Below are 13,326 nucleotides of genomic sequence, written 5' to 3'. Positions count from 1 at the left end.
TCAGAAGCCGAATAGGATCGTTTTTGCATGAAAAAGCTCCCCTTACCGTAGCAGGTTTTATTATTTCACCTGTCTACCGTAAGGGGAGCATATCAGCGGCATACTGCTCCACTCTCGTTCTCCTTTAGCTTAATCCTTCAATATCATTCTCACCTAAAACATTTAATTTAAGGTTCTTTTTTGTTTCACAAAAGACAAAATGATCATCAGGATTCCATTCATGCAGATGATCAGCACAGTATCCGCGCAGCCATAACACGCCGTTAATTCGTCTAAGATAAAATCCTTTCGGAAAATCATCGTCTTCAGTTAGAACCTCCGATGCTATTGTGATGGAGCCGGATGGAGCTTGATGTCGCTGTGAGGGATTCCCCAAATAACCTTCCGGCTGATCCAAATACTCCAGTCTTAGGTGAGGTCCCAGCTCAAGCGGACACAATTCCAAACCAAGGTCGCTCGCTCTTTTAAAGATATGATCCGTAGTAGCTCCATCAGGAAAGCCAAGGTCGCCAACGGTTAGTTCAACCGTCTGAAGGCTGTACTTTGTATCAGAAGTCGTAAATTTATAATCAGCTAATAGCTTCTCTCCATACTCATTCATTAAGATAGAGCACTGTTGCAATTTCTGGATAAGCTGCGATTTCGTAAGTCCACCAACCTCTATTGTTTTTCTAATAACTCGACAATGTGGGTATATTTCTTTGTTTTCAATATGCATTCGTACTCACTCCTAACATTGGATACATAGGCTGAAAAAACGATGTAATGGATTATTTAAAATATTCTGCAACTCCCAAAAAAATCCTTTGTTCAATTATCCTGCCCTTTACTTCAACGAACTGGAGCAGGTCGCCGCGGCGCCTGCTCCAGTTTCACTATTGTACCCGTTAGTTAGGAAATAAGAATTCTTGCATGGTAACGAATCTTCTTATCGCAATTTAATTCTGGCGTGCCAGGTAGTCGGCGAGTTGATCGAATGTACCTTCGAGGCCTTGTTGAAGCATTGGCGCCATGCCGTCGTAAGCCGCTTGCTCCTCAGCGGATGCGTTCAGTGGGCCTCCTTTCAGAGTCAGGGTAGTTTTCCCTTCGTTTTCTTCGAGCGTGATGATATTCATAATTTCAAGAGGCCAATTCGCGTTAAAAGGAGCTCGGATCGTGTTGCCTTGTTCATCGGAAAAGGATTGGATGAAAACCACTTTCTCGGGTGCGAGTACCTCTTGATATGAAAATTTCCCCCACATGACATGACTCCCGTCGGGAGAAGTCTGACAGCCTAGAAACATCCCTCCTGGTCGAACGTCCATTTTTGCGACTTCGAGGGAGAAACCCTTGGGACCCCACCAATTCGAGAAATGCCCAGGCTCAGTCCACACCTTAAAAATGAGTTCGCGAGGTGCATCGAATACACGCGTGAATGCCATTTCTAATGGTTGATTCGGAATGTTAGTCATAAGAATCCTCCTTGTTTTCGAAGGGGTGTCCGCACCCCGAAGCTATTAGTGAATGTCCTAGCGATTTCTTCGCTGCTATAACGTGCTTGAAGCTTGAACCAACAACTTGGCCAGTAGCTCGTAATCAGGCGTATCCCCTTCTCGAATTTTGAGCCATTTTCGCTCGGCAGGACCTTCGAATCCTTTCGGGAATGCAAGACCGGTTGCGTTCATGATCATGAATGCAATGGCATCTTTCGATGGCGAAATAACAGCCGCGTAATGTCCATTCTTTAGAAAATGGGGCTTTTTGTATTGAATACGCTCTTCGGCTTCTTGGATGGTTTGATGCACCATTTGGCGTAACTGGTTACTAACCTCGATTTGCCACGGCTGATTAAGATTATCGATAAATGTCGTTACTTCTTCGTTCATCATCTCTTTTACAGCTCCTTGTTTAAAGTTAGGGACCTGGCGAAAATCTTCACGTTCTCTTGAATGAACTGTTCGAGCCCGATTCCGGGATAGTTCCCCCCGGCTTCCAAATCGTTAATGAACGCGCCATACTGAGCCATCATGAACGTGAAAGCCTGCATGGTGGGGTTCGAACAAGCTATTTTTCCTTCCTCGCTCATCGTCATGAAGTAATTTGTCAAAAACGTCAACAGTTGGCGAGGATGCTGCAGCCGACGTTCTTTAAAGCCAGGGATGTGGACCTCATCCTTTAAGGCGATCAGTATTAACTTTCGGTCGCGGTTCATAATGTCATGATATTTTCTGCTAATGGCTAGTAGGTCGGTTTCTAACTCCCACACAAGCTGCTCGTTGAAGAGCACTCGCATCTCTTCGGCATACTGAAAACGTTCTAATGCGGATTCGAGCAAATTTTGCTTACTTCCGAAATGTCTAAACAGTGTCTTTTCGCTTAATTCAGCGGCTGTGGCGATTTCCTCGGTCGTGACACCATGGTAGCCTCTCTCCGAAATGAGGTCGATCGCAGCCAGCAACAATTTCTCCGCACTCCCTTGCTTAGTTTGGCGCATGATCAGCTCCCTTTCTAAAAGATACAAAATAATGTCTGTCAGTGGTGACTGACATTATCTTAATCCAAATTTATCCTCGGGTCAAGAGCTTTATTTACCTTTCGAAAACTTATTTTTCTTAGGACAACCTTCAAGATTTCCTTGTCTGGAGTGGAACAATAGGCCTCGGCAGTTGATCACCGTTATCAGGCATGAGATAACTCATCTTACAAACTCATGGATCTGTTGCTTTTTCCAGAAATCTGCGAAGCGGCCATTAGCTTGAAGCAGCTCCTTAGGTGACCCCATCTCCTGAACTTGGCCTTTTTCAAGAAATATCACATAATCGGCATCGCGAATCGTAGATAAACGGTGTGCGATAATAATTTTCGTGCTGTTTCCCGCCCATTTGGGTAAATCGCTTTGAAAAATGGCTTCTGTCTCCACATCAAGCGCCGATGTTGGCTCATCAAGAAAAAGAATGGAAGCCCTACGAAGAATCGCTCTAGCGATGCCAATACGTTGTCTTTGTCCATGGGACAGCTTTATCCCACGCTCCCCGACTTTTGTTTCTAATCCTTCTGGCAGCTCCTCAATAAAAGTAGACTGGGAAAGCTTGGCAGCCTCCATGATTGCAATATTTCCTGCATCGGCGGATCCAATTGCTATATTCTCGCGAATCGTCCCATCGAACAAATAAACATCCTGTGTAACTGATGCTAAATGCTCCCGCAGTGATGAAATCATATAGTGCTCAATAGGGCTATTATCAATCAGAATCGATCCGCTATCCACTTCGTAAAAGCGATATAACAGTTTGATCAGTGTGCTTTTTCCGCTACCGCTTGGACCTACCAAAGCCACGGACTTCCCCGCTGGAATCTCGAAACTGATATCATGCAATACAGGTCGATCATTTTGATAAGAGAAAGATACATTTTTGAAGTGAATTGAGCAAGGCTCTTGCGTGAGTGTTTTACCTTGTGATTTCTTTTCCGGCTCCATTTCCATGATATCCAACAGGTTTTCTGCTCCTGCAGACACTCTCTGTAAGGAGCTAATAATAGCTGTAATGCTGACGAATGGTTCACTTACCCTATCCAAAAGAGATAGAAAGGCGATCACCGCCCCAGCCCCAATATGACCATTCACCATTAGGAAAGCACCCACGGAAATACCCATGAGATAACCTAGTTTTTCAGGAATCAGCCGAATGAACTCGCGGAATGCTTCCATTTTTTCAATGGAAACCCAGAGCTGTATCCCCTCCTTGCAGACTTTTTCAAATCTTTTAAATACAGAGTTTTCTAATTGATTCATCTTAACTTCACGAATGCCAGCAAGTGTTTCATTCATATGAAAAAACACTTCACTCCCATTAGCCTGCTGTTTAGCTATGATATCTTTGAATGACCCTTTTATTACCAGGTTGCTGAGTAGTTGAAGAGGACCAACAAAAATGGCAATCACGCCAAGTAAGGGATTTACAGAAAACAGATAAATACCGATGGCTATAAATGAAAATGGCAGGGAAATTAATCGAAGGATATCAAAAACAAGAAAATTCTGAAACACGTGCAGCTCATTAAATAAAATGTTCTGCGTTTTGGAGCTATGTGTGCTTTCATGATATTTTAAAGACATGTTAGTTAATTGAGTTAGCACCATTTGCCTCATTCTAAACACGACATTCGTATTCACGATTTGATTACAAATACGTGCTCCAAGCGTGAAAAGCATGGCCATCATAACCGTAATCACGATACCAATAATCAGAATAACAAGCTCTGATTGGGATAGCTCTTTTCCTCCATCAAAAATCCTCCTACTCAATTCAGCAAGCAGCAAAGCTGCTGCCGTTCCGCCAAGCTGCAGGACTAGAACAGCTAAATATAAATACTTATAGTGTAAACAAAGCGCCAAAAAGTGCTTAAAGCCCTTTCTTCTGATTAAACTTTTAATATTTCTCGTTGTTTTACTCAAACAATATCCCCCTTTAACTCTTTTATCCAAGCAATTAGTCTATTTCAATAGGATAAAAAGATCATTCAAACCTAATTGTTTTAACTCCAACTGATTTCCTCCTTCCTCCAATCCAATACAATAGGAAAAAGCCATAGAAAGTAACCCATGGCTTTTCAATGGTTTTGGGTAACACTAAAAAACAATTGACCCAAAGTATAAAGCCCTGTGAGTAGACTTACCCCCAGGGCTTATTTTTTTCAGTAACTAATATTATGAAAAAATAAAACGGTGAGGACAAGATATTTTGTTTTGTACCACGTGTTTGAAGTTTGTCATTGTCCATCACCCTTTCTGTTAAATTTGTGAATTAATGGTCTCGGCGTTAATCATACCGTTCCATTTATCCCCTGTCAATAGTAAGGTGATAAATATTTGGATTTTTTCCTTCTTCATTCCATTATCCTGCCCGTTACTTGAACCAAAATTGGAGCAGCTGCCGCGGCACACTGATCTACTCTCGTTCCCCGTTACTTTAACATTGTACTCCGTTAGGTCAATCGTCAATCCCATAAATAACTATGTCATTTCGCATAACTGAACAAATTTCAAAGAATAAGGGATCCTCTGACTGCCGCTACAGCCGGAGAATCCCTATTAAAGTAATGTGCCCTTTAGGCCGCTGGGTCAACCGCACAACTAAGCTGGAACGTAGGTCAACCTGATCACCTTCTCGCCAATTCGATCGCTTGCCACGAGGCGCAGCGGCGGCCGCGGACCGGCGAAGAACGGCTTGCCGTGACCCAGCACGACTGGATGGAGATAGAGTCGATACTCATCAACGAGACCGAGCTCCGTTAGACTGTGGGCCAACTCCGGCCCGGCAACCTCAATCTCCCCTTCATGCTGAGCCTTCAGCCCACGTATGGTCGCTGCGAGGTCGCCCTCGATCAGAGAAGCGTTCGGACCGACGGACTTTAATGTCCTCGACACCACCCACTTCGGTTTGCTTTGCCACGCCGCTGCGTATTCCCGTTCCGGCGCATCCCATTCAAAATGGTCTCCGTCCCAATACCGCATGGTTTCGTACATGCGGCGCCCGTACAGGATGCCCGCCAGGCCGCGCACGTCGTCGATGAAATGACGGAATAGCACGGGGTCGGGCTGAAATGCCATGTGGTCGACGAACCCGTCCAGAGACTGGTTCAATGCGAAAACGATCTTTGCCATGCGACTGACTCTCCTCCCTGGTTTTCTCGCACATTCATCATCAGGATTACACGTTCCATATGCAGCCTCCTTTATGTCTACATTTTATCATCCAACAGCATGCCCGGTTTCTCATGGATTGCTAATAAGAACATGTAGAGTTTCTTAGAATTTCCGAAATCAACAATGCATGCTGCCACTAATTTTGCGACAGCATGCATTGTTGTTAAACTATCGTTTTCCGTTAGCTGAACAGCCTGCAGGATCTCGCCGGCAGGCTGTGTAATTAACCGGGTTGTCGCGATCTGATCGAGAATGGCTTGCTGCGCGGTGAGCTGCACCTTGCGATTAATCGTTAGATACAGATTCTGCCCCTTGACCGGCTTGGTCGGCTTCATGTCGCCGCGATCCGGCTCATGCTGACGATTTGATAGGATCTATAACCGTTAAGCCCCCGCATCTCCTTCTGATATATCAACTCGATGCCGTCGTAGCCGACCTCCTCGGAATCCAAATACTTAAGCGTGGGATCCGATTGAACCGCGTTGTTTTCTTTGTAAAAGTCCAGATTCTCCTTGGCTCCCTTGATCTTGTTCAAATAGCCGACCAATTGAACTGCGACCCGGTCGGGACTGTACTGGCCCAAGTTATTTTTCAAAATTTACGCTTCCGAATCCATGAGACCGATGAATTTCCGGATCGGCTGTCGTCTATTTAAACGAAGGCATAAATGAACACAAACTAATTTGACGAAGAGGTGTTTTGAAAATGGCATTAATGTCCGCATTCACGAGCTTCAACCTGCCAGTAAAAAACGTAGAACAATCGAAAGCGTTCTTCTCCGGACTCGGATTCGAGCTCAACCCGCAATTCCCCGAGAACGAGAATTCGGTAGCCATCGTGATCGGCGACAACCTGCAGGTCATGCTGATCAATCAAGCATTCTTTAATACGCTCACGGAGAAGGAATCCGTCGATACGAGCAAGTATGCGCAGATGACGATCGCATTGGCCTTCGAGAGCCGGGAAAAGGTCGATGAAATCGTGAATACCGCGGTCTCCTTGGGCGGGAAATTGCACGCTGAACCTGAAGATCATGGGTTCATGTATCATTGGGGCTTCGTGGACTTGGACGGCCATCTGTGGGCCATTAACTACATGAACATGGATGCGGCACAAGGTTAAGGCTAACGGAGAGCACGCTCGTACTAGGGTTCAAAAAGAAAGACGCCGGCCATCTTCCCCGGCGTCTTCTTCGCGATGATTAGTTTTGTTCGGTATAGGCTTTGAAATTGTCCATGATCGCTTGCCAGCCTGCTTGCTGGAACTCGACGGGATTGGAGCTTTCCGCGTCGAACGTTTCAATGACCTTCGTCTCATTCCCTTGATCGACGAAAGCAATATCCACTCTTCTTCCGTCTTCCATGGTGTAGCCGATCGCCTCATGCCGATTCACGACATCGTAGACGCCACCAAAATCAAAGCCCATGCTGCCATCCTTCGCTTCCATCCGTGTCAGAAACTTGCCGCCGACCCGCAGATCGTTTTCGGCTCTCGGCGCATGCCAGTCCTCGGACGCTTGATTCCACTTCGTGATGTGATCCGGCTCGGTCCAATAGCGCCATACCTTCTCGACAGTGGCTTGAATGACGGCTTGCACGGTTACTTTCGTCGGTTGACTCGTTTCCATTTTAAATAGACACCTCTCTCATGATATTCGTCGTTTGGTTATTCTCAATGATATAGACGTAAGCCAATGACGAAATTCATTGGTCAATTCGCTCAGGCAGCCCAAATCGCGAAAATAATGGCGTATGAATGAAGTTTTGAACGTGCAGGATTTGATTTTTTTTGGTTTCGATGACGTGGATGCCCCAGGGTACCAGGCCAGAGCCCTCTTTGCCCGGCATATACTGGGCCAACGCCGGATAACCGCCATTCACCGTAATGGGCACAAATCGCGAACCTTCGCAATGCCAGCGAGTAAGCGAATAGAAGGCGGACAAATCTTCCTTGCCGCGGATCCACATCTCGAAGGGCGGCATCGACATGCAGCCTTCCTCATGGAACAACGCGACGAGCGCAGCAATATCGAATTGCTCGAAGGCCTCCACATACCGGGACAGCAGCTGCTGCTCCGGTTGAACGTCCATGCTGCTGAGCTCATCCGAGCGAAGCTGCGCCCGGTCCATCGTCTCTCGGGCTCTTTGCAAGGCGCTGTTCACCGCTGCCGGCGACATCGCCAACGTTTCCGCGATCTGCTTGGAGGACCATTCAAATACATCCTTCAAAATGAGTACCGCACGCTGCCGCGGAGGCAAGGTCTGCAGGAGAGCGATGAAGCACAGTTGAAGGGTATCTCTGCGGACGAGCCGATCCTCCGGATTGCCCCCAAAGTCGGGAGACGGCCAGATCCAGGCAGAGTCCGGCAGCGTATCGCGCGGCTCGACGATGGCGACGGCCGGGTCGGACAGGTCAACGGGAAGCGCGCGGCGTTTGGATTGTCTCAGCTTGTCCAAGCACAGGTTGGAGGCAATCCGATAGACCCAAGTTTTGAACGAGGAATCCTGTCTGAACGTGCTCCAGCTCTGCCAGACCCGAATACTCGTCTCCTGAACGGCATCGTCCGCATCGTCCATGGAGCCTAGCATTCGGTAACAGAACGAGGTTAAGCCCGGCTTCAAGCTTGCAAATAATGGTTCGTCAAATGCGGTTTCGTTCATCGCGGCCTCCCTTAACGATCTCCCCGAAGGGTGGTACCTTCATTATATGTAATGAAGCGGACAGCCTCAATCCGAAAAAATAGGCAGGATTTAGTACTCATGGATAAAAATTTAGCACGCTCGTACTAATAATTCAATAACCAATAAATTAACCCTTGTCTATACTTTAGAAATAATTCGCAATACCTTCCGCAAGGACCTGAACACTGGAGCTATCCCGCATGTTAGTTGAGAAAACGGCATCCGAGTAGTATCCGGTATGCCGTTTTCTTGTTGTAAAGTTTACACAATTTCTTCAGAAAACTCGGCCGCCCCCTTTAGGCATTCATTCTAAAGGGGGCAACTGCTGTGTTTAATAAAAGTTACTTATCATTTCGATCTCAACCGCATTTCCTTCCGAAGCATGTACCGTAAGCAGCGAGGTTTGTGCGTCAAAGCTCCAGAAGGAAGGATTCCCATTGATATGAATGCTCTCCGGTTCTTGCTCGCAGTAGAAGCCGATCTCCCCACCGTCCTTGAGTGTTGCATGATATTTCCCCTCGGACAGCCACTCCACAGCTATGATTGCAGCCGCGCTGTTGAGTTTATTCAATAAGCCAAGTGAAGCGACCCCATTCTCAATCGCTGTGAAGGTTACAAGCTCGTATTCCATTGGAGCCAACGTGATTTCGCCCATTTCAGTTTTGTTCATGATACGCAGTTGCTTGGTCCGATTGAAATAGACAGCAAACCGTTCACCCTTCAAATTTTCAACATCATTCGGCGAGAACGTATCTGTAATCGAATCACTATCCTTCGCACAATGAAAGATGCCCAGCATTCCGGTTTCTCCGCTAAAATTGAACACCTTCAACAACTTTTGCTCTGTGTAGCAATCAACAAACATCCGATCTCTCGTCGGAACTGCGGACCTGTCGCATCGCAGCGCACGTCCGTCTGAAGTGGCAAGTGACTGCAAAATATCGAAGTTTTGCTTGCCCGGATAGTCGCATACATAGATCGGACCGCCGGAGATCGCTCTTGCCGCAGCATGAAATTGGGCGCCGGCCGAGTGTGTCTGGAACATGTCCCAGTCCGGGATACAGAACGTTGAAGACCACATCGCATTCATGGCGTTAATAACCACATGCGGCTGCTGAGCGTCCGTATTTCCCGGCGTATAGTCATGATTGTTTCTCCAAACGTTCGTAGTAAGCATATGATAGGCAACATCCGTACTATTCGACATACAGTGAATGACTTCATTATTGAAGCAGCGCGAAGCAGCCTGCTGCATGCCTTCCTGATAGCTCTTCATCGTCGACACCCGGCCAAGCTTGCCTTCTGTAAACAACTCCATGGAGCACTGTCCGTCCACCTTCACCATATCTGCGCCTTCATTGCGCAAATATTCGTAAAGCTCTTCATAAAACTTCGCAGCTTGATCAGGTTGAACCAAGTAAACATCCTTCTCGTCTCTCCACGGAATATCCGCTTTGTTCGGGATGAGCGAATAGCGCTTACCCAGCTCACTTTGCGGATTGATTCCGCACCAATAGCCCTGAAAGCAATGCCAGATGCCAAAAAGCTCGATGTCGTACTTCTCTTTGGCCGTACGGATTAAACTCGCCAGGCCATTAGGGAATTCGACGGAATTGACGCCGAATGAATTTAAATAATTGCCCGTTGTATCCCATAGTCCATCATCAAGAATCATAAAACCAAGCGGAATACCGCCCTTCTTGAACGATTCAAGGCCCATAATCACTTTTTCCTCGTCCACGCTGCCGTAGAAGGCATCCCAGGTGCACCATCCCAAATAATCGGCAAATTTCGGGCTGTCCTTTTCCTCGCGAAGCTTAAACGTGCCCAGCTTGTTCTGAACGGCTGCTACTGCATGTCGGGTCAATTCGTATGGGTTATCGCCACTGGCGACAAATATCAGGCAAGCTTGCTCCGGCTCCTCGCCTTTCAGAGCTCCGTCAATGACGACACTAACCCCCTGCTCATTGCCTGCCAATGAGGCGCGCAGATCTCCGTCGATAATCGGCAGCATAATGCCATATCGTCCATCCTCCCGCTCCCAGAGCAAGTATTGTGTCTCCTGCGGAATTTGAGCTTCCTTTTGTCCAAAGGCGGGAACGACCCAGTACACATATGACCGATAAAGGCTCAGCCATCTTTTCAGCCCGGTAATATGCAAGCCTGAAGCTTTCCCGTTAAGAATCGTCTCGCGATCAAACGTCAAAAAGGCGCCTTGAATCGAACAATTCTCTATATACTCCGTCGAAATATGATCTCCCATGCTTTCTATGAATGCTGCTCCATCTAATATCATTCCGTTGCACCCTCTCGTTATCTCAATATGAATCCATTAATCCTTCTATATTTGCTCGTTTTCAATATCATCACTCATTTCGTTAAACTATCCTGGCCCGTTGTGCTATCTTTTCCATTTTTCGGTTTTCCACGCGAATAAGTTCAAGAATCGTCGACTGTTTTTCTGAATCTGATGCGGTGATTCTCCGAATACTTGTGCGGCTTGCGGCTATATACTATCAACAAGCAGGTCTTCGACAACGACTCGGATATCCGGGAATCGTTCGAACATCGAAGCCCATGCTTTTTTAACGGCTTCAACCCCAGCTTGTAAGGGATGGCTGTAAAATCCTTTTGTAAAAATATCATCTACTGAATTGAATTTATATCTCTGCTATTGAACGCTTCGTACACCATTTCTCTAAACTGGGTACCAGCAAGAAGGTTCACTTTCAAGATTTTTATTACAGTCTTTACCATAATAAATTATTTAGAATGATTTGTATATCAATATGCTGCCAGTTCAACGAACTGGAGCAGGTCGTGGCGGCGCCTGCTCCAATCATAATTATTTCACTATCGTTCCACTTTAGCGGAAATGATCTAATGAGAGCTACTTGGCTAGGAAAGCAAGCACCTCGAGGAGGGCCGCTTGTGACGTTTCTACATGATCTAAATCTTGGAATCGTCTCAAGCTCGCGTTCGGGATAATGTTCGTCAAATACTCGGCATGAGAAATTGGTACGGATTTATCTGCTTCACTGTGCCAGAATCGAATGGGAACGCGAATATCTTCGAATTTGACGTTCCATGGTTGTCCGAAGCATCGATAATCATCCAGCATCCCGTGCGGACTTTTAGTACCTTCCTTGATCATCGGGACAAGGGCTTCTTTGGCAGCGGCAGGTATTTGCTTCCGCTTCTCTTCGGGCATATGGGCAAATATTTGTTCAATAAATGAAAACGGATCGCCATATGCCTTCTCGGCATAAGAAATAATGATTTGAGGCGAATCCACCGCGGATTTCAGAAATTCTAATTCTTCCTTGCCTACCCCTATTCGTAACTCTGGCAAGTATACCGGCCCTATTCCGGCTGAAATCGCAGTTTTCTTAACTCGATGAGGTAAGCGCAGACTGCATGCCAATGCAAAAGGCGCGCCTCCCGATCCGGCAAATAGCGTGAATTGCTCCAATTCTATAGCATCTGCGAAGAAAGCCGTATCCTCCACAACGTGATCTATTTTTCGACCGGGGTGAGGCTCCGAAAGACCATAACCGGGTCTTTCCAAGACTAACAATCGAATATTCGGAGCCGTCCCCTCTTTCACCATCCGATCCAGTCTAAAGATCAAAGGGCCAAAGCGTACCCCAGGCGTTCCGCCCATTAAAATAACAGGTGTACCATCTGGACATCCGTATTCTGCATATCCCAACAATCGCCCATCCGGTAGTTGAATCGTGTTCTCAATCATGTCTTGTTCACTCCTCCTCAAAATATTCAGATGTCACATATGTATTTCAATATCAGATTTAGGATTCCTATATTTAATATCTTCCAACATGGAACAACATGATAAATCGAGACTTGATCGAGTTATACTGCCAGTTAGCTAAACAACAATGGCATCTTTTTAACTTGCCTTCTGCCGATGAGATCATATTGGGAATGTAACAAATCGGATTATATTTACTCTATCTTACCACGCGTTACTGCCCCGAATGAGTTAATTGTCACTCAAATTTTTTCTGCGATAATGATAAAGGTTTTGGGGATGCCTTTGTCAAATACATCTGAAGATTGGTTGGAGTTCTTCCAAGTTCCTTATATACAATCCTTCACTCGCAATAGAGGTAATGATTTCTCCGAATGTCCAATTTCGCAAAAGCACCTTCTGCACACAATCATGGCTAACCTCTGGCAGAAACTTAGTAAAAGCAACTTTCTTTTCCTCGAGGGTTGTGTCAAAATAATCCCCTGTTACTTTATGTTTTCTAATATTTGCAGTTGTCCCTGTAGAGGTTATTAATTTTGTGGTAACAGGATGGAAATCTTGAAGCACAAGAAGACCTCCTTTGCATAGGAGTGCCTGTACCACACGGAACAACGGTCTTAATTCTTGAAAATAATGAAGAATACCTTGCTCCATATATACAATATCAAAGTCATTTGATAATAAATCTAACGGTAGCTTCAATACATCCGAAAGAATGTACTGGATTTGAACTTCCGACTCTTCCGCCAGCTCCTTTGCATACCTCTTATTCTCAGATGAAAAATCCACCACGGTGACATTTGCGCCTAATAAAGCTAAGGCTATTGCTTTATTTCCATTGGAACCTAACAAATTGGCTATTTTTTTGCCACGAACATCCCCCATATACTCGATAACTTTGCCAATTCTTTTAATAGGTTCTTCTTTTAACTTTTTCGCAGCTTCACTTGGGGAGCCAAATCGATTGACCCAGGCTTGGTATGCTCCTGTATTCCATGAATCTTTATTTTGGTTAAAAGGCTGCAATCAAAATTCCTCCGATCTGGTACAAACATGAATAAGTCATATTATTAGACACATCGGATGGTTAAAAAGCCACATGTTGAGTAAGACGAAAATAGAAAATAAAAAGGAGCTACCAGGAAGGCAGCCCCGTAAAGATTTCAAAATTCTCCTGCAGTAATACC

14 protein-coding genes are annotated in these 13,326 nt (G+C 45.8%); 1 reads left to right on the top strand and 13 read right to left on the bottom strand.

Annotated elements, in window-relative coordinates:
• Positions 1-124 precede the first annotated feature (124 nt).
• The 8 genes from AC0LWM_RS27855 to AC0LWM_RS27820 form a co-directional block, all read right to left on the bottom strand.
• Positions 125-718 carry a helicase gene (locus tag AC0LWM_RS27855; protein WP_474678297.1) on the bottom strand — a complete coding sequence of 198 codons (594 nt, stop codon included), beginning with the start codon at positions 716-718 and terminating at the stop codon, positions 125-127.
• Positions 719-938: 220 nt separating this feature from the next.
• Entirely contained in the window at positions 939-1,451 is a 513-nt protein-coding gene (locus AC0LWM_RS27850) for an SRPBCC family protein (protein ID WP_474678296.1), read from the bottom strand.
• A gap of 75 nt (positions 1,452-1,526) precedes the next feature.
• Entirely contained in the window at positions 1,527-1,865 is a 339-nt protein-coding gene (locus AC0LWM_RS27845; protein ID WP_474678301.1) for a DUF1801 domain-containing protein, read from the bottom strand.
• Between the two features lie 8 nt (positions 1,866-1,873).
• Positions 1,874-2,473, bottom strand: coding sequence for a TetR/AcrR family transcriptional regulator (locus AC0LWM_RS27840; RefSeq protein WP_474678295.1), 600 nt, complete (start codon positions 2,471-2,473; stop codon positions 1,874-1,876).
• 201 nt (positions 2,474-2,674) lie between these two features.
• Entirely contained in the window at positions 2,675-4,435 is a 1,761-nt protein-coding gene (locus tag AC0LWM_RS27835; protein ID WP_474678294.1) for an ABC transporter ATP-binding protein, read from the bottom strand.
• A gap of 678 nt (positions 4,436-5,113) precedes the next feature.
• Positions 5,114-5,644 carry a dihydrofolate reductase family protein gene (locus AC0LWM_RS27830; RefSeq protein WP_474678293.1) on the bottom strand — a complete coding sequence of 177 codons (531 nt, stop codon included), beginning with the start codon at positions 5,642-5,644 and terminating at the stop codon, positions 5,114-5,116.
• A 77-nt stretch (positions 5,645-5,721) separates the two neighbouring features.
• Positions 5,722-6,021, bottom strand: a complete 300-nt coding sequence (locus AC0LWM_RS27825; protein ID WP_474678292.1) for a hypothetical protein — start codon at positions 6,019-6,021, stop codon at positions 5,722-5,724.
• A complete protein-coding gene (locus tag AC0LWM_RS27820; RefSeq protein ID WP_474678291.1) occupies positions 6,018-6,281 on the bottom strand; it encodes a hypothetical protein in 264 nt (87 codons plus the stop codon). Before AC0LWM_RS27820 ends, AC0LWM_RS27825 begins: the two co-directional genes overlap by 4 nt.
• A gap of 110 nt (positions 6,282-6,391) precedes the next feature.
• Here AC0LWM_RS27820 and AC0LWM_RS27815 point away from each other — a divergent pair, with 110 nt between their 5' ends.
• A complete protein-coding gene (locus tag AC0LWM_RS27815) occupies positions 6,392-6,808 on the top strand; it encodes a VOC family protein (RefSeq protein WP_474678290.1) in 417 nt (138 codons plus the stop codon).
• A gap of 79 nt (positions 6,809-6,887) precedes the next feature.
• Here AC0LWM_RS27815 and AC0LWM_RS27810 read toward each other — a convergent pair whose 3' ends face one another.
• The 5 genes from AC0LWM_RS27810 to AC0LWM_RS27790 form a co-directional block, all read right to left on the bottom strand.
• Entirely contained in the window at positions 6,888-7,313 is a 426-nt protein-coding gene (locus AC0LWM_RS27810) for an SRPBCC family protein (RefSeq protein WP_474678289.1), read from the bottom strand.
• A gap of 76 nt (positions 7,314-7,389) precedes the next feature.
• Entirely contained in the window at positions 7,390-8,346 is a 957-nt protein-coding gene (locus AC0LWM_RS27805) for a sigma-70 family RNA polymerase sigma factor (protein WP_474678288.1), read from the bottom strand.
• Positions 8,347-8,698: 352 nt separating this feature from the next.
• On the bottom strand, positions 8,699-10,663 hold the full coding sequence (locus tag AC0LWM_RS27800; protein ID WP_474678287.1) for a Sip1-related alpha-galactosidase: 1,965 nt from the start codon (positions 10,661-10,663) through the stop codon (positions 8,699-8,701).
• A gap of 594 nt (positions 10,664-11,257) precedes the next feature.
• Positions 11,258-12,118: an alpha/beta fold hydrolase gene (locus tag AC0LWM_RS27795; RefSeq protein ID WP_474678286.1), complete on the bottom strand. Its 861-nt coding sequence runs from the start codon at positions 12,116-12,118 to the stop codon at positions 11,258-11,260.
• 309 nt (positions 12,119-12,427) lie between these two features.
• Complete coding sequence (locus tag AC0LWM_RS27790; protein WP_474678285.1) at positions 12,428-13,165, bottom strand: class I SAM-dependent methyltransferase; 738 nt, start codon at positions 13,163-13,165, stop codon at positions 12,428-12,430.
• Between the last annotated feature and the right edge of the window lie 161 nt (positions 13,166-13,326).

This window comes from Paenibacillus sp. sgz302148 (genome assembly GCF_056120465.1).
The sequence above is the reverse complement of the archived record's forward strand: the minus strand, read 5'-3'. Positions and strand labels throughout refer to the sequence as shown.